This is a genomic window from Cupriavidus pauculus, from assembly GCF_002858765.1.
Classification (GTDB): Bacteria; Pseudomonadota; Gammaproteobacteria; order Burkholderiales; family Burkholderiaceae; genus Cupriavidus; species Cupriavidus pauculus_B.
In genome coordinates this window covers 67,859-93,138 of sequence record NZ_PJRP01000009.1, presented here as the reverse complement: position 1 = coordinate 93,138, position 25,280 = coordinate 67,859, and the positions used below count along the sequence as shown (strand labels likewise).

The window sequence follows — 25,280 nt, the reverse complement described above, 5'->3', positions numbered from 1 at the left end:
AACCTCAAGCAAATCAATCAGGAGTAGGAAATGAGCAAGAAAGAATTCCATGCCTTCGTTTGCGATTCGGCAAACGGTCGCGTGCACAGCGTGTCGCGCAATACCGTGCAAGCCCGTCAACTTCAGGCCGCAATGCGTCAGGGCAGCGAGACCGCTCGCGGCATGCTGTTGAAGATGCACGCGAACGATGAAGCCGCGACTACCAATCAACTGGCCAACGCAGGCAACGTCAGCGGCCTGAGTGCAAGCACCGCAGGCGTCTCTGCCACGGTCGAAGGCACCAGCCCACGTCAGCCCGGCGAAGGCACCGAAGGCGATCACGATGGCAAGGTGCAGGATGGTGCAGATATGGAATCGCTGCGAAACGCCATTGCAGTGGTCGAGCAAATTCTGGCTGCTGTGAAGGCTGTTTCGGCAAAGCGCGCTGATAGAACCGATACCACGGCCACCGGCGCGTCCACGGAAGATGATCAAGGCTGGGGTGGCGAAGGCCAGACGAATGCGGCCAATGCAACCGGAGAGAGCTACGAACAGACCGCGCCCAGCTTGCAGAATCCGAACAACGCCATTGCGCAGCGTTTGGACGAGAACACCGAGCAGGGCATGGATGCAGAGGAGGCCGCGATGAACGAAACCGCGACCATGCTGGGCGCGATGGGCGCGCAAGACGCGGCGTTTGATGCGCGCCAACAAGCCAACCGTGCTCGCGTACTCAACGGTCTGAAGTCGAATGCCGGTGCTGATGTCGCTCGGTTCCGTGCGAAGTCGGGCAAGGTCATGGACGCCTCCATTGATGCAGCGGATGCCGCCATGCGTGCGGCAGGCTTCGACTTCGGTAAGCCCGGTCACCTGACCATGATCGGCTGATCGGCACTCCAACTGACCTACAGGCCGTCCATGTGGCGGCCTTTTCTTTGGCTTGGAGTTGATCGTGCGAACAGTTGACGATCTCAAGGATGTATCTCTGACGTGGCCAGACCTCATCACGCTTGGGCCTCAGCCTGATGTGTGCGAGGAGCGCGGCTGGGTGTTGTTCAAGGCCTGCCGCATTGCAACGATGGGGCCTAATGAATGGGTCTGCATCGAGTCCGAGTCGGGATTTCCAGAGGGCACGGAGCAATACGACCTCGCGCAGTACGATGAGGCCGCGCTGGAGTCCGCGCATGGCACGCCATTCCTTATCGGGCACGACAACCAAGGCGATGTAGAGGCCGCGCACGGATTTGTTGTGGGGCCTGCGTACAAGGACGGCGATTGGATTGTGTTGGACATCGTAGTCACAAGCCGGGAGGCGCTGGGCTATATCGCCGCAGGGACGCACGCGATCAGCGTATGTTCAACGCATACGATCAATCTCGTTGATGGCGTGCTACACGTCGTTTTCACGCACAAAGTTTGCCACGTCGCTATGGTTGACCGCCCCAATGTTCCCGGTGCGCGTCTGGGTGGCGCTGAGTTGTGGACTCCCAGCGCTGCATTGCTAGGCTTGCTGGAGGCCGCGTAGCCGGTTGCGCGAAAAAGCCGCGAATTCCCAACGGAAAGTCGCGGCCAACTACCCGGCCAGCGGCCAACTTCCGCCTTAAAACGTGTACGTTAGTAGCCGCTCACTGAATCACGCTCACCGTAGCCAGCAGGTGGGCAATCAGATTCGTGAGGAACGTGAATCCCGGGATGCCCGGCCATTGATCGTTGATGCTCTTCATCACGGCGTGGCCGATCCACAGCGCGATGTTGATGCGCAGGACCAGGAGGGTGACATTGGCGCTGGCCGCAGCCTTGGTCTGCGACTTGGCAGCCTTCAGCCTTACGATCTTCCTGACCGGGTCAGTCTTCGGTTTCCGTAGGGCGCCCATTTGGCACAGTCCTCGCAAGCTTGTGTTGTTGGTCCGTGGGGAAGGGCGCCCTGGGCCGGGATGTCTATGGAAGATCGTACGCGGCCAGACACAGGTTTACTAGGCCGCAACGTGTTCGCTGGGCGCAGAAGCCACGCGCGGCGGGTCGCCTGTAGCTCGGCATGGTCGGATGGCCGCGTTGGGATTGCGTGTGGTTCTGTGGGCCGGGCCGCGAATCCTGCTAGGCGGTTGCTTGGCGCAGAGAGGACCGCCTTTTTGAGTCCCGGTAGAATCAAGGTTCGCCCGGCAATTTGGCTGGGCGATAACCCATCCCGAACGCGGGACTGCCGTGGGACTCGGAGGGACGCGAAAGCGTGATAGACGGGCTGAGAATAGCAAAACGGCCTACGGGTGTTTAGACCGTAAGCCGTTGATTTTGCTAACCATTGTACTGGTGGGTGGTACAGGGATTGAACCTGTGACCCCTGCCGTGTGAAGGCAGTGCTCTACCGCTGAGCTAACCACCCCTTGCTGCTTCGTCGCCGTTGTTGCTGGCGTCGTGCAGTGGAGAAACGAGATTATGCCGATGGGTCAGTACCTTGTAAAGCCCTTTTTTGAACTTTCTTTAAAAAAGTTGTGAGGGCTTCGGCACTGGCCAGCACGGGACTATTGCACGGTGGCGTCGGCGGGCACTTCGGCGGGTACTTCGATGTTCCAGACGGTCTTGCCGCCGCTGGCCTTGTCCAGTTCCTTGAGCACGCTCGCGTGGGCCGAGAGTTCGATATCGGTGGCCAGCAGCACGGGCAGGGTCAGGGCCGACAGGTCGGCCGTGGCGCGGGTTTCGCCCTGGGCGGCGGCGCCGTCGAGCATGTCGATGACCAGCGAGTTCTGGCCGCGCGTCATGGCCAGGTAGACCTCGGCCAGCAGTTCGGCATCGAGCAGTGCGCCGTGCAGCGTGCGGTGTGCGTTGCCGACGCCCAGCCGGTCGCACAGGGCATCCAGCGAGTTGCGCTTGCCCGGGAACATCTGGCGCGCTTCGCGCAGGGTGTCGATCACATTGGCCACCTGGTCGCGGAACGGGGGCAGTTTGTGGAGCTTGAACTCCATCTCCAGGAAGCCCATGTCGAACGCGGCGTTGTGGATGATCAACTCGGCGTCGCGCACGAAATCCTGGATTTCATGCATGACCTCGGCAAACTTCGGCTTGTCGGCCAGGAAGTCGGCCGTCAGGCCGTGGATGGCCACGGCATCCTCGGGGACGTCGCGTTCCGGGTTGATGTAGAAGTGCAGGTTTCGGCCGGTCAGGCGGCGGTTCACCAGTTCCACGCAGCCGATTTCGATCAGGCGATCGCCGGTGGCGTGGTTCAGGCCGGTGGTTTCGGTATCGAGAACGATCTGTCGCATGGGGCAGGATTGTAATCGCTCGGCCAGGCCGGGCGACGAATTGCTGGGTCAGGTGCCGATCGATTCCACGCCACGGTTGGCCAGGCGGTCTGCTCGCTCGTTGCCCGGGTGGCCGGCGTGGCCGCGCACCCAGTGCCATTCGATCACGTGCGGCTGGCGGGCTTCGTCAAGGATCTGCCACAGGTCGGCGTTCTTGACCGGCTTCTTGTCGGCAGTCATCCAGCCGCGCTTCTTCCAGCCGGTGATCCATTCGCTGATGCCTTTCTGCACATACTGCGAATCGGTATAGATATTGATGACGCAGGGCCTCTTGAGCGCGCGCAGCGCCTCGATCACGGCCATCAGCTCCATGCGGTTGTTGGTGGTAGGGCTTTCGCCGCCGAACAGCTCTTTCTCGTGGCCGCCGGACACCAGCACGGCGCCCCAGCCGCCAGGGCCAGGATTGCCCTTGCAGGCACCGTCGGAATAAATCGTGACTTCTTGCATGGATGGATTCAGGATGGCCCGGCGTTATGCGCCGGGCGTGGTCTTGTGGTGTTTGCCGTGCGTGCCCGTGGGCGTGGCCACCGGGGCCGACACAGGCGTCAGGGTGGGTTTGGCGTTTTTCCAGCTCGGGCCCACCAGGCGGATGTTCTTCACGCGCTTGACCGCCGAGATCATGTAGACCGAGCCGAAGATCGGCCACCAGCGATCGCCCGCCTTTTCCATGAAGTCGGCGCGCTGCAGCCAACGATCGGTGCGGTAGGGCGGGCAATAGCAGCCAAAGCGGCCGCGGATGATCTCGAAACCCAGCAGCTTGAGCCAGTCCTTGATCCGCACGAAGCCGATGGTCTGTGCGTCGCTGGGCAGGAAGGGGGTGGCGCCCAGCCGGTTCAGGCCCTGGCGCGCGCCCCACAGGCTCATCGGGTTGAAGCAAGTCACCACCACGCGCCCCTCGGGCATCAGCACGCGCGATACCTCGCGCAGCACTTCGTGCGGGTCCTCGGAAAACTCCAGGATATGGGGCAGGGTGAGCAGGTCGATGCTCTGCGTGTCGAACGGCAGTTCGTCGAACCGGCACAGCAACTGGCGCGAGTCGGGGTGCGTCTCGCGCGGCCCGTGCGGGCCGGCGCGGCCATCGAGCGCCAGCGCCGAGAACGGCATGCGGTTCTCACGCAGCGTGTCGATGTGGGGCAGCCCCAGCTGCACCGCGTGATAGCCGAAGATGTCCGTTACCGTCCGGTCATATTGCTGCGACTCCCACCGGAGCATGTACTGCCCGGGTGGCGACGCCAGCCATTCTTCCCAATCTATAATCGGTCGGTTGGACATAGGAGCACACATGTTGAAAGTGGAGCCGATCCCCGCCTTTCAGGACAACTATATCTGGGCCATCCACGACGGCAAAAGTGCCGCGGTGGTGGATCCAGGCGAGGCCGAGCCGGTGGAGCGCTTTCTGGCGCAACGCGGGCTGGCACTGGGCGCTATTGTAATCACCCATCACCATGGCGATCACCAGGGGGGTGTAACCGATTTGCTGGAAAGTCATCCGGCGGGCCCCGACGGCGCCCCGGTGCCGGTCATCGGGCCCGCTGGCGAACGCATCGGACATCGCACCCAGGCCGTGCGCGAGGGCGATACGGTCACGCTGGCGCATCCGGCGGCCCGCTTCCGGGTGCTGGACGTGCCGGGCCACACCGCCGGCCACGTGGCCTATGTGGGCGACCTGCCCGGCGCGGGCCACGTGGTGTTCTGCGGCGACACCCTGTTCGCCAGCGGGTGCGGGCGCCTGTTCGAGGGGTCGCCGGCGCAGATGTTGGCGTCGCTGGACAAGCTGGCCGCCCTGCCCGGCGATACCCGGGTGTACTGCGCCCACGAATACACGCGCAGCAATGTCCGCTTTGCGCAGGCCGTGGAGCCTGGCAATGCCGACCTGTCGGCCTGGTCGGCCCGGGTGGATGCGCTGCGCCAGGCCGATACGCCCACGGTGCCCACCACGGTGGCCCATGAGCGTGCGGTCAATCCGTTCCTGCGCTCGCGCGAGCCGGCCGTGCGCCGGGCCGTGCAGCACCAGGGTGGCGATGTCAGCAACGACGCCGCGGCGTTCGGCGCGTTGCGGGGATGGAAGGACAACTTCCGCTAAGACATTCCAGACGTTTGGAGGCGGGGCAGCGGTTTGCGGCGTCGGCGCGGGCAGCCCCGGTCCGCATTTGAAGTATCGCAAGATGTCCAAATTGCATCTTGGGGAAAATCTCATTGACGCCACCCTGCCTTTTCCATAGGATCAGGCGAAATTTTTGGCGTCACTTTCAGAGAACTTAATGCGATTTGGTCGATTTCTGGCGGTAGTTGCGTGTGCCGCGCTGCTTGCAGCCTGCGCCAGCACACCCACTCCGCCTGCCGGCGAGATGGCCGGCACGCCGACCGCCCTGGAGTCAGGTCCTGCCAAGGACCCGCTCAACACCCTGAACAGCACCGGCCGCGCCGGGTCGCTTTCCAATTCCAACGTCGTCAACGTCGACCAGTCCAGCGTGGACTGGCTGCGCGGGCCGTCGTCCGATATCTGGGGCCGCATCCGCAAGGGTTTTGCGATGCCGGACCTGGAAGGCACGCTGGTCGATGACCGCACGCAGTGGTATGCCGCCCGCCCCGACTATATGGAGCGGATGGTCAGCCGGTCGAGCCGCTACCTTTACCACATCGTGGAAGAGCTGGAGCGCCGCAACATGCCGACCGAGCTGGCACTGCTGCCGTTCGTGGAGAGCGCGTTCAATCCCCAGGCAGAGTCCACGGCCAAGGCGGCCGGGATGTGGCAGTTCATTCCCAGCACGGGCAAGACGTACAACCTCAAGCAGAACATGTTCCGCGACGAGCGGCGCGATGTGCTGGCGTCCACCGACGCGGCGCTCGACTACCTGTCGCGGCTCTATGACATGTTCGGCGACTGGCAACTGGCGCTGGCCGCCTACAACTGGGGCGAGGGCGCCGTGTCGCGGGCCATCGCGCGCAACCAGGCGCGCGGGCTGCCCACGGACTACGCCAGCCTGACCATGCCGAACGAGACGCGCTACTACGTGCCGAAGCTGCAGGCGGTGAAGAACATCATCGCCAATCCGGCCGCGTATGGCGTGAAGCTGCCCGACATTCCCGACCATCCGTACTTTGTGACGGTGACCACGTCGCGCGACATCGATGTGGCGCTGGCGGCCAAGCTGGCCAATATGCCGCTGGACGAGTTCAAGGCGCTGAATCCGTCCTTCAACCGCCCGGTGATCCTGGGGGCGGCCAACCCGCAGATCCTGCTGCCGTTCGATAACGCCGAGCGCTTCCAGTACAACCTCAATACCTATCGCGGCGGCCTGTCCACGTGGACGGCCATCTCGGTGGACAGCCGCGAGCGGGTGGAAGCCCTGGCCGCGCGGCTCAATGTCGATGCCGACACGCTGCGCGAGATCAACCGCATCCCCAAGGGCATGCGTCTGAAGGCGGGGTCGACGGTGATGATTCCGCGTACCGATCGCCACGACCAGGACATCAGCGCGTCGCTGGTGGACACCGCGATGCTGGCCGTCGAGCCCGATGTGCCCGACGCGCGCCGCGTGGTGGTCAAGGCGGGCCGCAAGGACACGGTGTCGTCGGTGGCCCACCGGTACGGGGTGTCGGTGCGGCAGGTGCAATCGTGGAACAAGCTGTCGGGCAGCAAACTCGTGGCCGGCCAGAGCCTGGTGCTCATGGTCCGTCCGAATTCGGCGGCTGCGGCACGTGCCGAGCGCGGCGACGATGGCGACGATACGCCGGCCCGTGGCAAGGCTGCGCACGGCAAGACCGTGGCGGCGAAATCAGAGAAAGCCGAGAAGGCATCGGTTTCCAAGTCGTCGAAGGCTGAAAAGGCCGAGCCGCGCAAGCGCGTGGTGGTGGAGGCCGCGCCGCGCAAGGGCGCCACCAAGTCGACCAGCAAGCCGGCGCCGGCCGCACCCGCCAAGTCGGCGCCGTCGGCCAAGTCCGCCAAGGGCCATTCTCGCTGATCGGCCATAACCGCCCCGCTGGCGTTGCGGGGCGGTCTGCATGACTGGCCGCCTGCTTGACGGTCATCAACGACCGCACAGGTCCGGGGCGACCAAAGTGACGCTTTTCCTCAGAAGCGTCTCTTTCGCCCATGTCTCTTATTCGATCCCTGTCCATCTTGCCCCTGGCCGTGGCCTGCCTCGGCGCCGCTTGCGAGACCGAGCAAGCCGAAGCAGATCCTGAATTTCCCGCCCCGAAACTGATGGCCCATCGCGCGGGCACTGCGGATCGCCCGGAAAACACGCTTGCCGCCATCGAGTCATCGCTGGCGCAGCGCGCGGACATGATCTGGCTGTCTGTCCAGTTGAGCGCCGATGGCGTACCGGTGCTGTACCGTCCTGCCTCGCTTGACGCACTGACCAACGGCACCGGCAAGGTGGCCGACTGGACCGCCGCCGGGCTTGCCCAGCTCAATGCGGGATGGCACTTTGTCCAGACCGCACCCGATGGCACCCAGCGATATCCCTATCGCGCCCAGCCCGTGGGTATCCCGACATTGCGCGACGCCCTGCGCGCGATTCCGGCAGCGGTGCCGGTGGTGCTCGACATGAAATCGATGCCGGCGGCGCCGTAGACCTTTGCGGTGGTGCAGGTGCTGGCATCGGAAAACGCCTGGGACCGCGTGTTGATGTATTCGACCGAAGCGGACTTCCCGCAATCATTCGCCGCGTGGCCCAGCGCGCGTCTGTTCGAGTCGCGCGATGCCACGCGCAACCGGCTGGTAACCGCCACGCTTGGCCAGGCATGCGGCACACCGCCGGCTTCTGGCACGTGGGCCGGCTTCGAGTTGCGGCGGAACGTGGAGGTGGTGGAGCAGTTCACGCTGGGAGAAGGGCGCTCGCCCGTCAATGCCGTGTTCTGGACCCGGGACGCCATGAACTGCTACCGCGCCAGGACGCCATCCAACCTTGTGGCTTTCGGCGTCAACGATATGGCGGCCTACTGCCAGGCCAAACGCTTGGGCCTCGACGCCGTCATGGTAGATTCTCCAGAAAAGATGGCCGGCATCCGTGCCCAGGTGGTGCAGGACTCTGCGCGATGCAGCAAGTAGGCGCCGCGCGGTAGCCCAGCCCTCCTCAGGCCCGGCCGAAGCCATCCGCACCGCATTACGACAAATGACAAGCGGAGGAGACATCATGACGGCAAGCCGTGCCCTGCACGCGCGTTCCCTGTCCGACAAGGCGGGATTCTGGGCCGAGCAGGCCACGCGTATCGACTGGGAAACCCCGTTCGAGCGCGTGCTCGACGACAGCCACCCACCGTTCGCGCGCTGGTTCGTTGGCGGGCGGACCAATCTCTGCCACAACGCCATCGATCGCCACCTGGCCGAGCGGGCCGACCAGCGTGCGCTGGTCTATGTGTCCACCGAGACCGATTCCGAACGCATCTACACGTATCGCCAGCTGCACGACGAGGTGAGCCGCATGGCAGCCACGCTGCAGGCGCTGGGCGTGCAGCGTGGCGACCGGGTGCTGGCCTATATGCCGATGATTCCCGAGGCCATGTTCGCGATGCTGGCCTGTACCCGCATCGGGGCCGTGCATTCGGTGGTGTTCGGCGGGTTTGCCTCGGTTAGCCTGGCCGCGCGCATCGACGATGCGAAACCCAAGGTGATCGTCAGCGCCGACGCGGGGTCGCGCGCGGGCAAGGTGGTGCCGTACAAGCCGCTGCTGGACGAAGCGATCCGGCTGGCCGGCCATCATCCGGACAAGGTGCTGCTGGTGGACCGCAAGCTGGCCGACATGCCGCACACGGCCGGCCGCGACGAGGACTACGCCGCCTGGCGCGACAAAATGGCCGGCCAGCAGGTGCCGTGCGTGTGGCTGGAGTCCAGCGAGCCATCGTACGTGCTGTACACCTCGGGCACCACGGGCAAGCCCAAGGGTGTGCAGCGCGACACCGGCGGCTATGCGGTGGCGCTGGCCACGTCGATGGAATACATCTTCTGTGGCAAGCCCGGCGACACGATGTTCACGGCGTCCGACGTGGGCTGGGTCGTTGGCCACAGCTATATCGTCTACGCGCCGCTGCTGGCCGGCATGACGACCGTCATGTACGAAGGCACGCCGATCCGCCCCGACGGCGGCATCCTCTGGAAGATCGTGGCGCAGCACGGCGTGAACATCATGTTCAGCGCGCCCACGGCTATCCGGGTGCTCAAGAAGCAGGACCCGGCGCTGCTGCGCCAGTACGACCTGTCCAGCCTGCGCCTGCTGTTCCTGGCCGGCGAGCCGCTGGACGAACCCACGGCGCGCTGGATCCAGGACGGCATCGGCAAGCCGGTGGTCGATAACTACTGGCAAACCGAATCGGGCTGGCCGATCATCGCGATCCAGCGCGGCGTGGAGGCCTTGCCGGCCAAGCTGGGCTCGCCCGGCGTGCCGGCCTATGGCTACGACCTGCGCATCGTCGACGAGATGACCGGTGAAGAATGCGCGCCAAACCAGAAAGGCGTGGTGGCCATCGACTACCCGTTGCCGCCCGGCTGCATGACCACGGTCTGGGGCGACGATGACCGCTTCGTGCGCACCTACTGGTCGGCCGTGCCAAACAGGGAGTGTTATTCGACGTTCGATTGGGGCGTGCGCGATGACGATGGCTATGTCTTTATCCTCGGGCGCACCGACGATGTGATCAACGTGGCCGGGCATCGGCTGGGCACGCGCGAGATCGAGGAAAGCCTGTCGTCCCATCCGGGCGTGGCCGAGGTGGCGGTGGTGGGCGTGCAGGACGCGCTGAAGGGGCAGGTGGCGCTGGGCTTCTGTATCGCCCGCGACGCCAGCCGCACCGGCTCCGATGAAGACCGCCTGATCTTCGAGGGCGAGCTGATGAAGACCGTGGAGCAGCAGTTGGGCGCGGTCGCGCGGCCGGCGCGCGTGTTCTTCGTCAACGCGCTGCCGAAGACCCGCTCGGGCAAGTTGCTGCGCCGCGCCATCCAGGCCGTGGCGGAAGGGCGCGATCCGGGCGACCTGACGACGATCGAGGACCCGACGGCCCTGGATCAGGTGAAAGACGCCTTGGGCTGATTGATGTGACGATGGCTTCCCTTTTCTGCGCGCGCGGAGGAGGGGGCCGTGCCAGGCCCCACCTAAAATTGTTCTTGCCAGCCATCGCCAAGCGCCCTAATATTTTAAGCATAAAATATTTAACCCTGATGTAGAATGCCCCGGCCCCGTGCCGATGGCGTGCAGGAGACTGACAGATGCGAGTGCTCTGTATTGGTGGCGGCCCGTCAGGGCTGTACTTCGGCCTGTTGATGAAGCTGCAGGACCCGTCGAACGAGGTGGTGGTGGTGGAGCGCAACCGGCCGTACGACACGTTCGGCTGGGGCGTGGTGTTTTCCGATGCCACGCTCGAAAACCTGAAGCAGGCCGACCCGGTGAGCGCGGCCGAGATCAACGCGGCGTTCAATCACTGGGACGACATCGACATCCATATCGGCGGCCGCACGATCCGCTCGGGCGGGCACGGTTTCATCGGCATCGGCCGCAAGCGGCTGCTCAATATCCTGCAGGCGCGCTGCGAGGCGCTCGGTGTCAAGCTGGTGTTCGAGACCGACGTCAGCGACGACCAGGCGCTGGCGCAGCAGTACAACGCCGATCTGGTGATCGCGTCCGATGGCATCAACAGCCGCATCCGCACCCGCTACGCCGAAACCTTCGCGCCCGATATCGACACGCGCCAGTGCCGCTTTGTCTGGCTAGGCACCCACAAGCCGTTCGACGCGTTCACGTTTGCCTTCGAGAAGACCGAGCATGGCTGGTTCCAGGCCCATGCCTACCGGTTCGACAACGACACCTCGACGTTCATCGTCGAAGCCCCGGAGCCCGTATGGCGGGCCGCCGGCATCGAGCAGATGAGCCAGGAAGAAGGCGTGGCGTTCTGCGAGACGCTGTTCGCGCGCCACCTGGACGGCCACCGGCTCATCAGCAACGCCACGCACCTGCGCGGATCGGCGAGCTGGATCCGCTTCCCGCGCGTGATCTGCCACCGCTGGGTGCACTGGAACACGCTGGCCGATGGCCGCCGCGTGCCGGTGGTGCTGATGGGCGATGCCGCGCACACCGCCCATTTTTCGATCGGATCGGGCACCAAGCTGGCGCTTGAAGACGCGATCGACCTGGCCAACGAGATCGGCGCGCACCGTGCCGCCGGGGTGGATGGTGTGCCCGACGCGCTGACGCGCTACGAGGCCACGCGTAGCGTGGAGGTGCTGAAGATCCAGAACGCCGCGCGCAATTCCACCGAGTGGTTCGAGAATGTCGAGCGCTACGCGGGCATGGCGCCCGAGCAGTTCGCCTACTCGCTGCTGACGCGTTCGCAGCGGATTTCGCACGAGAACCTGCGCGTGCGCGACGCGGGCTATGTCGATGGGTTCGAGCAATGGCTAGCCGCCCAGGCCGGCGTGCCACAGGAGACCCTGAAGCTGCGCGCCGGCGGCGGTGACGCGGGCCTGCCGCCCATGTTCACGCCGTTCACGGTGCGCGGCGTTACGCTGAAGAACCGGGTGGTGGTGAGCCCGATGGCCATGTATTCGTCGGCAGACGGCGTGCCGGGGGATTTCCACCTGGTGCACCTGGGCTCGCGCGCCATGGGCGGTGCCGGCATGGTGGTGGCCGAGATGACCTGCGTGTCGCCCGATGCGCGCATCACGCCGGGCTGCCCGGGGCTGTGGAACGACGCACAGCGCGATGCCTGGAAGCGCATCGTCGATTTCGTGCATGCCAACAGCGATGCCCGTATTGCCATGCAGCTGGGCCACGCCGGGCGCAAGGGCTCCACGCAACTGGGCTGGGAAAAGATGGACTATCCGCTGGCCGACGGCAACTGGCGGCTGGAATCGGCGTCGGCGCTGCCCTACATGCCGGGCGTGTCGCAGGTGCCGCGCGAGATGACGCGGGCCGACATGGACCGTGTGCGCGACGACTTCGTGGCCAACGCCCGCCGCGCGGCAGAGGCCGGTTTCGACTGGCTGGAACTGCACTGCGCGCACGGCTACCTGCTGTCGAGCTTCATCTCGCCGCTGACCAATGTGCGCACCGACGACTACGGCGGCTCGCTGGCCAACCGGCTACGTTTTCCGCTGGAGGTCTTTGCCGCGGTGCGCGCCGTCTGGCCGCAGGACAAGCCGATGTCGGTGCGGATTTCGGCGCACGACTGGGTCGAGGGCGGGATCACGGCCGACGACGCCGTGGAGATCGCCCGCGCCTTCAAGGCGGCCGGCGCCGACATGATCGATTGCTCGTCCGGCCAGGTCAGCCCCGACCAGGCGCCGGTCTATGGCCGCATGTACCAGACGCCGTTTGCCGACCGCATCCGCAATGAAGCCGGCATCCCGACGATTGCCGTCGGCGCCATCTTCGAGGCCGATCACGTCGACAGCATCGTGGCGGCTGGCCGCGCCGACCTGTGCGCGATTGCGCGGCCGCACCTGGCCGACCCGGCGTGGACGCTGCACGAAGCCGCGCGACTGGGCTATCGCGATGTCGCCTGGCCCAAGCAGTATGTGGCGGGCAAACGGCAGCTGGAAACCAACCTGGCGCGTGCCGCATCGTACGCGCAGCAACCGGGGAAATGATCATGGCGTTGGCGTTGCAGGGCCATCATGCGCTGGTCACCGGCGGCGGGCGCGGCATTGGCGCCGCGATCGCGCGCCGGCTGCTGGAAGAGGGCGCCAGCGTCACGCTGGTGGGCCGCGACTGCACGGTGCTGGATGCAGCCATGCAGGCCCTGGAGCCGCTGGCCGTGGACGGCGCGGCCCTGGGGGCGGCCACGGCCGACATTACCGATGCCGACGAGGTGGCCGGCGCCTTTGCCCAGGCCACCAGCGAGCGCGGCCCGATCACGCTGCTGATCAACAACGCGGGCCAGGCGCATAGCGCACCGTTCGCCAAGACCGACCTGGCGCTGTGGCAGCGCATGCTCGACGTCAACCTGACCGGCACCTTCCTGTGTACCCAGGCGGCGCTGCCCGCGATGCTGGAGCAGGGCTGGGGGCGCATCGTCAACGTGGCGAGCACGGCGGGCCTGATCGGCTACGGCTACGTCAGCGCGTATTGCGCGGCCAAGCACGGCGTGATCGGGCTGACCCGCGCGCTGGCGCTGGAACTGGCCCCCAAGGGCATCACCGTGAACGCGGTGTGCCCCGGCTATACCGAGACCGATATCGTGCGCGACGCCGTGGCCAATATCGTCGGCAAGACCGGCCGTACGGAAGAACAGGCGCGTGCCGAACTGGCCGCGCGCAACCCGCAGCGGCGGTTGGTGCAGCCCGACGAGGTGGCCGACGCCGTAGCGTGGCTGTGCCGCCCGTCAGCGTCCGCCATCACGGGGCAGGCGGTGCCGGTGGCGGGCGGCGAGGTGATGGCGGGTTGAGGTACCGAATGTTTGCTCCCCTCTCCCGCAAGGCGGGAGAGGGGCTGGGGGAGAGGGCGAGCCTTTCACAAAGCGATGGGCGCGGTTCGAGCCGTCGTGCCCTTTCTCCCGCCCCCTCTTCCAAACCGTGGAAGAGGCGAGAACACACACTGGAGCGAGACAACCGATGAGCGACATTGCACTGGATATGCGCCACCACAAGCGCGCATTTGCCGATTACCAGCCGAAGCACTTCCTGTGGTCGGTGTCGGCCGACGGCAAGGTGGCCACGATCACGCTGAACCGGCCGGAGCGCAAGAATCCGCTGACGTTCGATTCCTATGCCGAATTGCGCGACCTGTTCCGCGGCCTGTGCTACGCCACGGACATCAAGGCCGTGGTGATCACCGGCGCGGGCGGCAACTACTGCTCGGGCGGCGACGTCCACGAGATCATCGGGCCGCTGACCCGCATGTCGATGCCCGAACTGCTCGACTTCACGCGCATGACGGGCGATCTGGTCAAGGCCATGCGCGCCTGCCCGCAGCTCGTGATCAGTGCGATCGACGGCATTTGCGCCGGCGCGGGCGCGATGATGGCGCTGGCTTCGGACCTGCGGATCGGCACGGCGCAGGCCAAGACGGCCTTCCTGTTTGTCCGCGTGGGCCTGGCTGGCGCCGACATGGGCGCCTGCACGCTGCTGCCGCGCATGATCGGGCAGGGTCGCGCCAGCGAGCTGCTCTACACGGGTCGTTCGATGACTGCCGACGAAGGCCTGCAATGGGGCTTCTTCAACGCGCTGCATGCGTCGGACGCCGTGCTGGCCCAGGCCCAGGCGCTGGCCGCCCAGATTGCGGCGGGCCCCACCTTCGCGCATGGCGTGACCAAGAAGCTGCTGCACCAGGAATGGAACATGGGGGTGGACGAGGCCATCGAGGCCGAGGCCGAAGCCCAGGCGATCTGCATGCAGACGCGCGACTTCCGCCGTGCCTACGACGCGTTCGTGGCCAAGCAGAAGCCCGTGTTCGAGGGCGATTGAGGAGCCGGCATGAGCGACAAGACCTATCTCGACCTGCCGTTCTTCGACGACGCGCACCGCCAGCTTGAACGTGAACTGGATGGCTGGTGCGGAGAGCACCTGCGCGACATCGATCATCACGATGCCGACGCCGCGTGCCGGGCACTGGTGCGCCAGCTGGGCCAGGCGGGCTGGCTGCGCTACTGCGTACCGGCCGCCTTTGGTGGCGCCTTGCCGGCGCTGGATTCACGCGCGCTGTGCCTGCTGCGCGAAACGCTGGCGCGTCACGATGGCCTGGCCGACTTCGCCTTCGCCATGCAGGGCCTGGGTTCCGGCGCGATCACGCTGGCCGGCAGCGACGCGGTGCGCGAGCGCTACCTGCCCCGCGTGGCCCGGGGCGAGGCGATTGCGGCCTTTGCACTGTCGGAGCCCGAGGCTGGGTCCGATGTGGCGGCGATGCAATGCAGCGCGCGCCTGTCCGATGACGGCAGGCACTATGTGCTGGACGGCGCCAAGACCTGGATCTCGAACGGAGGCATTTCCGATTTCTACTGCGTGTTCGCGCGGACCGGCGAGGCGCCGGGTGCGCGCGGCATTACCGCGTTCGTGGTGGATGCCGATGCGCCGGGCCTGTCGATCGCCGAGCGTATCGACGTCATCGCCCCGCATCCGCTGGCCACGCTGCGCTTTGACAACTGCCGCGTGCCGGTGGGCAACCGGCTGGGCGAGGCGGGGCAGGGCTTCAAGGTGGCGATGATGACGCTGGACATCTTCCGCGCATCGGTGGCCGCGGCCGCGCTGGGCTTTGGTCGCGCCGCCCTGGACGACGCCCTGGCGCGCGCCACGTCGCGGCCGATGTTCGGCGGCATGCTGGCCGACCTGCAGCTGACGCAGGCCGCGATTGGCGAGATGGCCACGGCCATCGACTCGGCCGCGCTGCTGACCTACCGCGCCGCCTGGCTGCGCGATGTGCGCCAGCAGCGCACCACGCGCGAGGCGGCCATGGCCAAGATGGTGGCCACCGAGAACGCCCAGCAGGTGATCGACCGCGCCGTACAAATCTTTGGCGGCCTGGGCGTCAAGGTGGGTACGCGCGTGGAGAGCCTGTACCGCGAGATCCGCTCGCTGCGGATCTACGAAGGCGCCACCGAGGTGCAGAAGCTGATCATCGCGCGCGAGACGCTGGCGGCGCGCCAGGCCTGACGCATCGAATCCGAATCCAACAGGAGACAAGCATGGTCGCCCCCACCATCGTCACGAGCGCCGCCGCGCGTGCCAGCGCCAGTGCCGCCACGGCGCACGTCGACACCTTCGCCCGTGATCGCCTGCCGCCGCCCGACACCTGGCCGGTGTTCCAGTTCAACGACGATACGCGCTACCCGGCACGGCTGAACGCCGCCGTGGAACTGCTGGACCGCCATGTTGCCGGTGGCAACGGTCAGCGCGTGGCCGTACGCCATGAGCGCGACGGACGCATCGAAACGGTGACCTACGCGCAACTGGCGGCCCTGGTCAACCGCATCGCCCATGTGCTGGTAGAAGACATGAAGCTGGTGCCGGGCAACCGGGTGCTGCTGCGCGGGCCGAACAACCTGATGATGGCGGCCAGCTGGCTGGCCACGCTCAAGGCGGGCCTGATCGCGGTGCCGACGATGCCGCTGCTGCGTGCCAAGGAACTGCGTCAGATCATCGACAAGGCCCAGGTTACCGCCGCGCTGTGCGACGCCCGGCTGCGCGAGGAGCTTGACGCCAACCAGCGCGCCGACGGCGAGCACTACTGCCCGACGCTGACCACGGTGCGCTATTTCAACGGCACTGGCGCGGGATCGCTGGAAGCCGCGATGGACGGCAAGCCCGATACCTTTGCCGCCTGCGACACCGCCGCCGACGACATCTGCCTGATCGCGTTCACGAGCGGCACCACGGGCCAGCCCAAGGGCACCGTGCATTTCCACCGCGACGTGCTGGCGATGTGCGACCTGTTCCCGCGCCACGTGCTGAAGCCCACGCCGGACGACGTCTTCTGTGGCACGCCGCCGATCGCGTTCACGTTCGGGCTGGGCGGCATGCTGTGTTTCCCGTTGCGCATCGGCGCCAGCACGGCGCTGGCCGAGAAGCTCACGCCGGAGACGCTGCTCAAGCTGATCCAGGACCATCGCGCCACCGTGGTGTTTACGGCGCCTACCTTCTACCGGCAGATGGCCACGCTGGCGAAGCAGTTCGATATCGGCAGCCTGAAGAAGAGCGTGTCGGCCGGCGAGGCGCTGCCCGACGCCACGCGCCAGGCGTGGAAGGCCGCCACGGGCATCGAGATGACCGACGGGCTGGGCGGCACCGAGATGATGCACATCTTCGTGTCCAGCGCCGGCGCCGATGTGCGGCCCGGTGCGGTGGGCCGCGTGGTGCCCGGCTACGAGGCGCGCATCGTCGACGACAACATGCAGCCGGTGCCGCCCGGCACCGTGGGCAAGCTCGCGGTGCGTGGCCCCACCGGCTGCCGCTATCTCGACGACCCGCGCCAGGAGGTCTATGTGCGCGATGGCTGGAACCTGCCCGGCGACACCTTCATGGCCGACGAGGATGGTTACTACTTCTACCAGGCCCGCTCGGACGACATGATTATCTCGGCCGGGTACAACATCGCCGGGCCCGAGGTGGAGGGCACGCTGATGAAGCACGCGTTCGTGGCCGAGTGCGGCGTGGTGGGCGCCGCCGATGTGGAGCGCGGCCAGGTGGTGACGGCCTACGTGGTGCTGCGCCCCGGCGTGGCGGCCGACGAGGTGACGCGTACCGCCCTGCAGGACTACTGCAAGCGCGAGATCGCGCCCTACAAGTATCCGCGCCGCATCGAGTTCGTGGCCGTGCTGCCGCGCACCGAGACCGGCAAGCTGCAACGCTTCCGGCTGCGGCAGATGGCCAACGAGGGCGGGCAGCCGTGAGCGAACCGTCATGAGCGACCGTCATGAATAACGTATTCCGCAACCACGTGCGCATCCGCTTCAAGCATTGCGACGCCGCCGGCATCGTGTTCTACCCGCGCTACTTCGAGATGCTGAACGACTTTATCGAGGACTGGTTTGCCGACGCCCTGGACTGGCCGTTCGACGCCATGCACGGGGCGGCGCACGCGGGCATTCCCACGGCCGAGCTGCAATGCCGCTTCGAGGCGCCGAGCCGTCTGGGCGAGCTGCTGACCCGCGAATTGCGCGTCACGCACATCGGTCGCAGCAGCTTTGCGGTGGATATCCGCTTTGCCGGCCCGGACGGCGATACGCGCATGGCCATCAGTCAGCGGCTGGTCTGCGTGGACACGCGCGCGATGACGTCGCAGCCGCTGCCCGAACCCGTACGCACCGCGATGGGGCGCTATCTCGCGCCCGCCGCGTGACCCGGGATCAACTGAACGAACTGAACGAACGGATTGGCAACACCGAGAGGACCGAACATGCTGAAGACATTGCAACCGCCCGACTGGGCAGCGCCGAAGGGCTACGCCAACGGCATCATGGCCGAGATGCAGGTAGGCAGCCGCCTGATTTTCGTGGGCGGCCAGATTGGCTGGAACGGCCAGTGCAAGTTCGAGACCGACGACTTCGCGCTGCAGGTGGCGCAGGCGCTGCGCAATATCGTGGCGGTGCTGGAGCAGGGCGGGGCGCGGCCCGAGCACATCGCGCGCATGACCTGGTATGTGAAGGACAAGGCCGAATACGTAGGCGCCTACAAGGCCATCGGCCAGCACTACCGCGATATCGTCGGCCGGCATTTTCCGGCCATGACGGCCGTGGAAGTGGCTGATCTCGTGGAGCCGCGCGCCAAGGTGGAAATCGAGGTTACGGTGGTGGTGCCGCCGACGGTATAAATCACCCGGTGAATCAGCGGAAGGCGGCGGCGCGGCGCCATGTCATTCCCATGACAGGTAAGCCGTACGCCGCTTCTGCCCGTCGTAAGTTGTTGAATACTTGAGAAATTGGGTGCAGCGGGATATAATTCGAAAGTTTCGCTTTCAGAACCCTTCACCCTAGCGCCTACCGTATTCCACCTTCCGCCGCCCCGATTGCGCGCGTTTTTCATGCACCGCAAAAATGTGATGAAAAAGCCATGCGTCAGCCGGTCCCTTCATTGGGCCGCCCACGGGGCAAGAGGCGTTGAGCAGGTCGGTCACGGGGTGAGTCCAGCAGGAGCCTACCCGTGTTACCGTCTTTTCCGTCCGCCATCCTCGCGCTTGCAGACGGCACGGTCTTTCGTGGCTATTCCATCGGCGCTTCCGGCCATACGATCGGCGAAGTGGTGTTCAACACCGCCATCACCGGTTATCAGGAAATCCTCACCGACCCCAGCTATTCCCGGCAGATCGTCACGCTGACGTATCCGCATATCGGCAATTACGGCGTCAATCCTGAGGATGTAGAAGCCACGAAAGTCCATGCCGCCGGCCTGATCATCAAGGATCTGCCGCTTCTGGCCTCCAACTTCCGCAAGGAACACACGCTCGCCCACTACCTGAAGCAGGAAAAGGTCGTGGCGATCGCCGGTATCGACACCCGCAAGCTGACCCGTATCCTCCGCGAGAAGGGCGCCCAGAACGGCTGCATCCTGGCGGGCGAAGACAACGTGCAGAAGGCCATCGACCTGGCGCGCTCGTTCCCGGGCCTCTCGGGCATGGACCTGGCCAAGGTCGTGTCGGTCAAGGAGCCGTACGAATGGACCCAGACCGAGTGGAAGCTGGGCGAGGGCTACGGCAAGCTGGATAAGCCGCAGTTCCACGTGGTGGCCTATGACTACGGCGTCAAGTTCAACATCCTGCGCATGCTGGCCGAGCGCGGCTGCAAGGTGACGGTGCTGCCGGCGCAAGCCAGCGCGGCCGACGCCCTGGCGCTGAATCCGGACGGCATCTTCCTGTCGAACGGCCCCGGCGACCCCGAACCGTGCGACTACGCCATCGCCGCCACGCGCGAGTTCATCGCCCGCGGCATCCCCACGTTCGGCATCTGCCTGGGTCACCAGATCATGGCGCTGGCTGTGGGCGCGAAGACGCTCAAGATGAGCACGGGCCACCATGGCGCGAACCACCCGGTCAAGGATCATGATGATGGCCGTGTGGTGATTACGTCGCAAAACCATGGCTTCGCGGTCGATGCGTCGACGCTGCCGGCCAACGCACGCGTTACGCACACGTCGTTGTTCGACGGCACGCTGCAAGGCTTTGCGCTGACCGACAAGCCTGCATTCTGCTTCCAGGGCCACCCTGAAGCGTCGCCGGGTCCGCATGACATCGCGTACCTGTTCGACCGCTTTACGAAGCTGATGCAGGACGCCCGCGCCAAGGCTGCCGCCTGAACGCGGCGCGTTTGATGCAACGAGAGACCTGAACGGGATCCACCTGCCATGACCGCTTTCATGCACGCCAGCTTCGGCATCACCGATTTCTGGACCTATGTGCTCGGCACGATCTTCATTGTGCTGCTGCCGGGGCCGAACTCGATGTATGTGCTGTCGGTGGCCGCACAGCGCGGCGTGCGTGCCGGCTACAGGGGCGCGTGCGGCGTGTTCGTCGGCGATGCCATCCTGATGGTGCTGTCGGCCGCGGGCGTGGCGTCGCTGCTCAAGGCCAGCCCGGCGCTGTTCCACGTGATCAAGTACGTGGGCGCCGGCTACCTGGGCTGGATCGGCTTCCAGATGTTGCGCGGCGCAGTGCGCAACTGGGCGAAGCCGGCCGACCCCGCTGCCGCGCAGGCGGCCGCCGTGCCGGTGGACAAGTCTTCCAACCCGTTCACCAAGGCGCTGGTCATCAGCCTGCTGAACCCGAAGGCCATCCTGTTCTTCATCTCGTTCTTCATCCAGTTCGTGGACCCGCAGTTCGCGTATCCGGCGCTGTCGTTCGTGGCGCTGGGCCTGGTCTGCCAGATCTGCAGCTTCGCGTACCTGACAACGATCATCTTCGTGGGCGCGCGGCTGGCCGATGCGTTCCGCCGCCGCCGGCGCCTGTCCGCAGGCATGTCGAGCGGGGTCGGCGCGATGTTCATCGGCTTCGGTGCCAAGCTGGCCACGGCCACCCTGGGCTGACGATCCAAAACCTGATACCCGGTACGGTCCGCGGGAACTTGCGGACCGGCCAATAAAGAGAGCGTGCAATGCCAAAGCGCACAGATATCAAGAGCATCCTTATCATCGGCGCAGGCCCGATCATCATCGGTCAGGCGTGCGAATTCGACTACTCCGGCGCACAGGCCTGCAAGGCGCTGCGTGAAGAGGGCTTCAAGGTCATCCTGGTCAACTCGAACCCGGCGACCATCATGACGGACCCGAACACGGCCGACGTGACGTACATCGAGCCCATCACCTGGGAAGTGGTCGAGCGCATCATCGAGAAGGAACGCCCGGACGCCATCCTGCCGACCATGGGCGGCCAGACCGCGCTGAACTGCGCGCTGGACCTGCATCGTCATGGCGTGCTGGACAAGTACAAGGTGGAACTGATCGGCGCGTCGCCGGAAGCCATCGACAAGGCCGAAGACCGCCAGAAGTTCAAGGACGCGATGACCAAGATCGGCCTGGGTTCGGCCAAGTCTGGTATTGCGCACTCGATGGACGAGGCCGTAGCCGTGCAGTCGCGCATCGCCCAGGAAACCGGCTCGGCCGGCTACCCGATCGTGATCCGCCCGTCGTTTACGCTGGGCGGCACCGGCGGCGGCATTGCCTACAACCGCGAAGAGTTTGAAGAAATCTGCAAGCGCGGCCTGGACCTGTCGCCCACGCGCGAGCTGCTGATCGAGGAATCGCTGCTCGGCTGGAAGGAATACGAGATGGAAGTGGTCCGCGACAAGGCGGACAACTGCATCATCATCTGCTCGATCGAAAACCTGGACCCGATGGGCATCCACACCGGTGACTCGATCACCGTGGCCCCGGCCCAGACGCTGACCGACAAGGAATACCAGATCCTGCGTAACGCGTCGCTGGCCGTGCTGCGCGAGATCGGCGTCGATACCGGCGGCTCGAACGTGCAGTTCTCGATCAACCCGGCGGACGGCCGGATGATCGTGATCGAGATGAACCCGCGTGTGTCGCGTTCGTCGGCGCTGGCCTCGAAGGCCACGGGCTTCCCGATCGCCAAGGTCGCGGCCAAGCTGGCCGTGGGCTACACGCTGGACGAACTCAAGAACGAAATCACCGGCGGCCAGACCCCGGCGTCGTTCGAGCCGTCGATCGACTACGTGGTCACCAAGGTGCCGCGTTTCGCGTTTGAGAAATTCCCGGCGGCCGACAGCCACCTGACCACGCAGATGAAGTCGGTCGGTGAAGTGATGGCCATGGGTCGTACCTTCCAGGAATCGTTCCAGAAGGCGCTGCGCGGCCTGGAAGTGGGCGTGGACGGCCTGGACGAGAAGTCCACCGACCGCGACGAAGTGATCGAGGAAATCGGCGAAGCCGGCCCTGACCGTATCTGGTACGTGGGCGACGCGTTCCGCCTGGGCATGTCGCTGGAAGAAGTGCATGCCGAGACCGACATCGATCCGTGGTTCCTGGCCCAGATCGAAGACATCGTCAAGACCGAAGGCCTGGCGCGCAACCGCACGCTGGAAAGCCTGTCGGCCGCTGAACTGCGGTTCCTGAAGCAGAAGGGCTTCTCGGATCGCCGCCTGGCCCGTCTGCTGAAGACCGACGCCAAGGCCGTGCGCGAGGCGCGCGTGGCGCAGAACGTGCGCCCGGTCTACAAGCGCGTGGATACCTGCGCGGCCGAGTTCGCCACCAACACCGCCTACATGTACGGCACGTACGAAGCCGAGCATGGCGAGTGCGAGGCGGACCCGACTACCAACAAGAAGATCATGGTGCTGGGCGGTGGCCCGAACCGGATCGGCCAGGGTATCGAGTTCGACTACTGCTGCGTGCACGCCGCGCTGGCGCTGCGCGAAGACGGGTACGAGACCATCATGGTCAACTGCAACCCGGAAACCGTGTCGACCGACTATGACACGTCGGACCGCCTGTATTTCGAGCCGCTGACGCTGGAAGACGTGCTGGAAATCGTCGACAAGGAAAAGCCGGTTGGCGTGATCGTCCAGTACGGCGGCCAGACCCCGCTGAAGCTGGCGCTGGACCTGGAAGCCAACGGCGTGCCCATCATCGGCACGAGCCCGGACATGATCGACGCCGCGGAAGACCGCGAGCGTTTCCAGAAGCTGCTGCAGGAACTGGGTCTGCGTCAGCCGCCGAACCGCACGGCCCGTGCCGAGGATGAGGCGCTGCGCCTGGCCGAGGAAATTGGCTATCCGCTGGTGGTGCGTCCGTCGTACGTGCTGGGTGGCCGCGCGATGGAAATCGTGCACGAGCCGCGCGACCTGGAACGCTACATGCGCGAGGCCGTGAAGGTCTCGAACGATTCGCCGGTGCTGCTGGACCGCTTCCTGAACGACGCGATCGAGTGCGATGTCGACGCCCTGTGCGACGGCAAGCGCGTGTTCATCGGCGGCGTGATGGAGCACATCGAACAGGCGGGCGTGCACTCGGGCGACTCGGCTTGCTCGCTGCCCCCGTACTCGCTGTCGCAGGCTACCGTCGACGAACTGAAGCGCCAGACCGCCGCGATGGCCAAGGCCCTGAATGTCATCGGGCTGATGAACGTGCAGTTCGCGATCCAGCAGAAGAATGGCGAAGATGTCGTCTACGTGCTGGAAGTGAACCCGCGTGCGTCGCGTACGGTGCCGTACGTGTCGAAGGCGACCGGCCTGTCGCTGGCCAAGATCGCCGCGCGCTGCATGGCCGGCCAGTCGCTGGACTCGCAAGGTATCGGCGCCGAAGTCGTGCCGCCGTACTTCAGCGTCAAGGAAGCCGTGTTCCCGTTCAACAAGTTCCCGGGCGTGGATCCGGTCCTCGGACCTGAAATGCGTTCCACCGGTGAAGTGATGGGTGTGGGCAAGGTGTTCGGCGAAGCGCTGTTCAAGAGCCAGCTGGCAGCCGGTTCGCGCCTGCCCGAGAAGGGCACCGTGCTGATTACGGTCAAGGACAGCGACAAGCCGCGCGCCGTGACCGTGGCCCGCATGCTGCACGACCTGGGCTACCCGATCGTCGCCACGCGCGGTACGGCATCGGCCATCGAGGCGGCCGGCATCCCGGTCCGGGTGGTCAACAAGGTGAAGGACGGCCGTCCGCACATCGTGGACATGATCAAGAACGGCGAACTCGCCCTGGTCTTCACGACCGTGGACGAAACGCGCACGGCCATCGCCGATTCGCGGTCGATCCGTATCGCCGCGCTCGCTGGCCGCGTGCCGTACTACACCACCATCGCCGGCGCCAATGCCGCCGTGGAAGGCCTGAAGCACATGCAGAACCTGGAGGTCTACGACCTGCAGGGCCTGCACAAGCAACTGGCCTGATCCAGGCCTGTCAGTGCCGCCAATGCTGCGGTGCGGGGGAACACCCCGTGCCGCGGCGCTGCCGCCGGGTTGATGCCGGCGGCGGTTCTGGCCTAAACTACGTCGAATTCGCTGATCGATCCGCGCCCCGGTGCCGGTTCGATCCCATCTGAAAGCCGCGGTCGAGCGGAAGTGCTGACCGGCAGATTGCTGCCGGAGCATGGTTCCAGCTCCGCTGCGGCTCATTTTTTTGTTGAACGAGACATGAGCACCATTCCGATTACCAAGCGTGGCGCCGAACTCCTGAAGGAAGAGCTGCAGCGCCTCAAGGCCGTCGAACGTCCTGCGGTGATCAACGCCATCTCCGAGGCACGTGCCCAGGGCGACCTGTCGGAAAACGCCGAGTACGACGCTGCCAAGGAAAAGCAGGCATTTATCGAGGGCCGTATCCAGGAAGTGGAGTCCAAACTCTCCGCCGCCCAGGTTATCGACCCCACCCAGCTCGACACCGACGGCCGCATCGTCTTCGGTGCCACCGTTGACCTGGAAGACCTGGAATCGGGTAATTCCGTGAGCTACCAGATCGTCGGCGACGACGAAGCCGATCTGGACACCGGCAAGATTTCGGTCAGCTCCCCGATTGCACGCGCCCTGATTGGCAAGTTCGAGGGCGATGTCGCCACCGTGCTCGCCCCGGGTGGCGAACGCGAATACGAAGTCATCACCGTCCGTTACATCTGACGCGGCGGGGCACGGGTGTTCTCGTCTTCGTACTCGAATCTTCCGCCGCTGCCGCATCGCATCTTCCTGCTGTTGACCGTGGTCTGGGCGGGAAGCTTGTGGACGGTAGGTTACATGGTGGCGCCGACGCTATTCGCCGTGCTGCCGAGCCGCGAGACGGCCGGCATGATTGCCGGACACCTGTTCCGCTATGAGGCGATCTTGGGCGTGACGGTGGGCGTGCTGCAGCTGGTGCTGTGCAATGTGCTGATCCGCCGCGGCGCGTCGCGTTACCGGACGCTGCGCTGGATCGTGCTGGCCATGCTGGTTTGCGTGCTGGCCGGCTATTTTGGCCTGCAGCCGTTCATGGAAGGGCTCAAGGTCAAGGCCCAGGCGATGAACCTGGGTGTCTCGGACTCGCCGTACAAGAGCCAGTTTGGCACGCTGCACGGCGTGTCGAGCGTGTTCTACCTGCTGCAAAGCCTGCTGGCCCTGGTGCTGGTGTGGCGTGCCAGCGCGCCACGTACGGCGGGAGAGTAAGCGTCCGGA

Annotated in this window: 21 protein-coding genes, 1 tRNA gene and 1 pseudogene; 18 read left to right on the top strand and 5 right to left on the bottom strand. The window is 65.5% G+C overall.

Annotated features, from left to right (window positions below):
* The first annotated feature begins 30 nt into the window (after positions 1–30).
* Positions 31–867, top strand: coding sequence for a hypothetical protein (locus tag CYJ10_RS19025; protein WP_101683033.1), 837 nt, complete (start codon positions 31–33; stop codon positions 865–867).
* 64 nt (positions 868–931) lie between these two features.
* On the top strand, positions 932–1,504 hold the full coding sequence (locus tag CYJ10_RS19020) for a DUF2213 domain-containing protein (protein WP_101683032.1): 573 nt from the start codon (positions 932–934) through the stop codon (positions 1,502–1,504).
* Positions 1,505–1,604: 100 nt separating this feature from the next.
* Here the strand turns inward: CYJ10_RS19020 and CYJ10_RS19015 are convergent, their stop codons facing one another.
* The 5 genes from CYJ10_RS19015 to CYJ10_RS18995 all read right to left on the bottom strand — a co-directional run bounded on the left by CYJ10_RS19015 (position 1,605) and on the right by CYJ10_RS18995 (position 4,547).
* A complete protein-coding gene (locus CYJ10_RS19015; RefSeq protein ID WP_101683031.1) occupies positions 1,605–1,853 on the bottom strand; it encodes a hypothetical protein in 249 nt (82 codons plus the stop codon).
* A 431-nt stretch (positions 1,854–2,284) separates the two neighbouring features.
* Positions 2,285–2,359: transfer RNA gene (locus tag CYJ10_RS19010), tRNA-Val, on the bottom strand.
* 139 nt (positions 2,360–2,498) lie between these two features.
* A complete protein-coding gene (dnaQ, locus tag CYJ10_RS19005) occupies positions 2,499–3,236 on the bottom strand; it encodes a DNA polymerase III subunit epsilon (protein ID WP_101683030.1) in 738 nt (245 codons plus the stop codon).
* 48 nt (positions 3,237–3,284) lie between these two features.
* Entirely contained in the window at positions 3,285–3,722 is a 438-nt protein-coding gene (gene rnhA / locus CYJ10_RS19000; RefSeq protein WP_101683029.1) for a ribonuclease HI, read from the bottom strand.
* 24 nt (positions 3,723–3,746) lie between these two features.
* On the bottom strand, positions 3,747–4,547 hold the full coding sequence (locus tag CYJ10_RS18995) for a class I SAM-dependent methyltransferase (RefSeq protein ID WP_101683028.1): 801 nt from the start codon (positions 4,545–4,547) through the stop codon (positions 3,747–3,749).
* 10 nt (positions 4,548–4,557) lie between these two features.
* Between CYJ10_RS18995 and gloB the strand changes: the two genes are divergently transcribed.
* The 16 genes and pseudogenes from gloB to CYJ10_RS18915 all read left to right on the top strand — a co-directional run bounded on the left by gloB (position 4,558) and on the right by CYJ10_RS18915 (position 25,271).
* Positions 4,558–5,358 (top strand): hydroxyacylglutathione hydrolase, encoded by an 801-nt coding sequence (gene gloB / locus CYJ10_RS18990; RefSeq protein ID WP_101683027.1) that lies wholly within the window; start codon positions 4,558–4,560, stop codon positions 5,356–5,358.
* A gap of 178 nt (positions 5,359–5,536) precedes the next feature.
* Positions 5,537–7,240 carry a transglycosylase SLT domain-containing protein gene (locus CYJ10_RS18985; RefSeq protein WP_101683026.1) on the top strand — a complete coding sequence of 568 codons (1,704 nt, stop codon included), beginning with the start codon at positions 5,537–5,539 and terminating at the stop codon, positions 7,238–7,240.
* 131 nt (positions 7,241–7,371) lie between these two features.
* Positions 7,372–8,331 (top strand): annotated as a pseudogene (locus tag CYJ10_RS35245) (glycerophosphodiester phosphodiesterase family protein).
* A gap of 85 nt (positions 8,332–8,416) precedes the next feature.
* Positions 8,417–10,306: a propionate--CoA ligase gene (locus CYJ10_RS18975; RefSeq protein ID WP_101683025.1), complete on the top strand. Its 1,890-nt coding sequence runs from the start codon at positions 8,417–8,419 to the stop codon at positions 10,304–10,306.
* A gap of 176 nt (positions 10,307–10,482) precedes the next feature.
* The gene (locus CYJ10_RS18970) at positions 10,483–12,858 is read left to right on the top strand and encodes a bifunctional salicylyl-CoA 5-hydroxylase/oxidoreductase (protein ID WP_101683024.1); all 2,376 of its coding nucleotides are present in this window, start codon (positions 10,483–10,485) and stop codon (positions 12,856–12,858) included.
* Between the two features lie 2 nt (positions 12,859–12,860).
* Positions 12,861–13,655, top strand: coding sequence for an SDR family NAD(P)-dependent oxidoreductase (locus CYJ10_RS18965; protein WP_101683186.1), 795 nt, complete (start codon positions 12,861–12,863; stop codon positions 13,653–13,655).
* Between the two features lie 166 nt (positions 13,656–13,821).
* Positions 13,822–14,673, top strand: a complete 852-nt coding sequence (locus tag CYJ10_RS18960; RefSeq protein ID WP_101683023.1) for an enoyl-CoA hydratase family protein — start codon at positions 13,822–13,824, stop codon at positions 14,671–14,673.
* Positions 14,674–14,682: 9 nt separating this feature from the next.
* Positions 14,683–15,855 (top strand): acyl-CoA dehydrogenase family protein, encoded by a 1,173-nt coding sequence (locus CYJ10_RS18955; protein WP_101683022.1) that lies wholly within the window; start codon positions 14,683–14,685, stop codon positions 15,853–15,855.
* A 32-nt stretch (positions 15,856–15,887) separates the two neighbouring features.
* Positions 15,888–17,591 (top strand): AMP-binding protein, encoded by a 1,704-nt coding sequence (locus tag CYJ10_RS18950; RefSeq protein WP_101683021.1) that lies wholly within the window; start codon positions 15,888–15,890, stop codon positions 17,589–17,591.
* 23 nt (positions 17,592–17,614) lie between these two features.
* Positions 17,615–18,040 carry an acyl-CoA thioesterase gene (locus CYJ10_RS18945; RefSeq protein WP_101683020.1) on the top strand — a complete coding sequence of 142 codons (426 nt, stop codon included), beginning with the start codon at positions 17,615–17,617 and terminating at the stop codon, positions 18,038–18,040.
* 57 nt (positions 18,041–18,097) lie between these two features.
* Positions 18,098–18,511, top strand: a complete 414-nt coding sequence (locus tag CYJ10_RS18940) for a RidA family protein (protein WP_101683019.1) — start codon at positions 18,098–18,100, stop codon at positions 18,509–18,511.
* Positions 18,512–18,840: 329 nt separating this feature from the next.
* Positions 18,841–19,989, top strand: a complete 1,149-nt coding sequence (gene carA / locus CYJ10_RS18935; protein ID WP_101683018.1) for a glutamine-hydrolyzing carbamoyl-phosphate synthase small subunit — start codon at positions 18,841–18,843, stop codon at positions 19,987–19,989.
* Positions 19,990–20,037: 48 nt separating this feature from the next.
* Positions 20,038–20,715 (top strand): leucine efflux protein LeuE, encoded by a 678-nt coding sequence (gene leuE / locus CYJ10_RS18930; RefSeq protein ID WP_101683017.1) that lies wholly within the window; start codon positions 20,038–20,040, stop codon positions 20,713–20,715.
* A gap of 68 nt (positions 20,716–20,783) precedes the next feature.
* Entirely contained in the window at positions 20,784–24,032 is a 3,249-nt protein-coding gene (carB, locus tag CYJ10_RS18925; protein ID WP_101683016.1) for a carbamoyl-phosphate synthase large subunit, read from the top strand.
* A 243-nt stretch (positions 24,033–24,275) separates the two neighbouring features.
* Positions 24,276–24,752 carry a transcription elongation factor GreA gene (greA, locus tag CYJ10_RS18920; RefSeq protein WP_101683015.1) on the top strand — a complete coding sequence of 159 codons (477 nt, stop codon included), beginning with the start codon at positions 24,276–24,278 and terminating at the stop codon, positions 24,750–24,752.
* Between the two features lie 15 nt (positions 24,753–24,767).
* The gene (locus CYJ10_RS18915) at positions 24,768–25,271 is read left to right on the top strand and encodes a DUF4149 domain-containing protein (RefSeq protein WP_101683014.1); all 504 of its coding nucleotides are present in this window, start codon (positions 24,768–24,770) and stop codon (positions 25,269–25,271) included.
* Positions 25,272–25,280: the final 9 nt, after the last annotated feature.

What these genes read in the sequence shown, in the direction of transcription:
- leuE (WP_101683017.1), top strand. Translation starts at nt 20,038, where the DNA reads ATGACCGCTTTCATGCACGCCAGCTTCGGCATCACCGATTTCTGGACC.
- CYJ10_RS18965 (WP_101683186.1), top strand. Translation starts at nt 12,861, where the DNA reads ATGGCGTTGGCGTTGCAGGGCCATCATGCGCTGGTCACCGGCGGCGGG.
- CYJ10_RS18960 (WP_101683023.1), top strand. Translation starts at nt 13,822, where the DNA reads ATGAGCGACATTGCACTGGATATGCGCCACCACAAGCGCGCATTTGCC.
- CYJ10_RS18940 (WP_101683019.1), top strand. Translation starts at nt 18,098, where the DNA reads ATGCTGAAGACATTGCAACCGCCCGACTGGGCAGCGCCGAAGGGCTAC.
- CYJ10_RS18950 (WP_101683021.1), top strand. Translation starts at nt 15,888, where the DNA reads ATGGTCGCCCCCACCATCGTCACGAGCGCCGCCGCGCGTGCCAGCGCC.
- dnaQ (WP_101683030.1), bottom strand. Translation starts at nt 3,236, where the DNA reads ATGCGACAGATCGTTCTCGATACCGAAACCACCGGCCTGAACCACGCC.
- CYJ10_RS18955 (WP_101683022.1), top strand. Translation starts at nt 14,683, where the DNA reads ATGAGCGACAAGACCTATCTCGACCTGCCGTTCTTCGACGACGCGCAC.
- CYJ10_RS19025 (WP_101683033.1), top strand. Translation starts at nt 31, where the DNA reads ATGAGCAAGAAAGAATTCCATGCCTTCGTTTGCGATTCGGCAAACGGT.
- CYJ10_RS18975 (WP_101683025.1), top strand. Translation starts at nt 8,417, where the DNA reads ATGACGGCAAGCCGTGCCCTGCACGCGCGTTCCCTGTCCGACAAGGCG.
- CYJ10_RS18970 (WP_101683024.1), top strand. Translation starts at nt 10,483, where the DNA reads ATGCGAGTGCTCTGTATTGGTGGCGGCCCGTCAGGGCTGTACTTCGGC.
- CYJ10_RS19015 (WP_101683031.1), bottom strand. Translation starts at nt 1,853, where the DNA reads ATGGGCGCCCTACGGAAACCGAAGACTGACCCGGTCAGGAAGATCGTA.
- carB (WP_101683016.1), top strand. Translation starts at nt 20,784, where the DNA reads ATGCCAAAGCGCACAGATATCAAGAGCATCCTTATCATCGGCGCAGGC.
- greA (WP_101683015.1), top strand. Translation starts at nt 24,276, where the DNA reads ATGAGCACCATTCCGATTACCAAGCGTGGCGCCGAACTCCTGAAGGAA.
- CYJ10_RS18985 (WP_101683026.1), top strand. Translation starts at nt 5,537, where the DNA reads ATGCGATTTGGTCGATTTCTGGCGGTAGTTGCGTGTGCCGCGCTGCTT.
- gloB (WP_101683027.1), top strand. Translation starts at nt 4,558, where the DNA reads ATGTTGAAAGTGGAGCCGATCCCCGCCTTTCAGGACAACTATATCTGG.
- rnhA (WP_101683029.1), bottom strand. Translation starts at nt 3,722, where the DNA reads ATGCAAGAAGTCACGATTTATTCCGACGGTGCCTGCAAGGGCAATCCT.
- CYJ10_RS18995 (WP_101683028.1), bottom strand. Translation starts at nt 4,547, where the DNA reads ATGTCCAACCGACCGATTATAGATTGGGAAGAATGGCTGGCGTCGCCA.
- CYJ10_RS18945 (WP_101683020.1), top strand. Translation starts at nt 17,615, where the DNA reads ATGAATAACGTATTCCGCAACCACGTGCGCATCCGCTTCAAGCATTGC.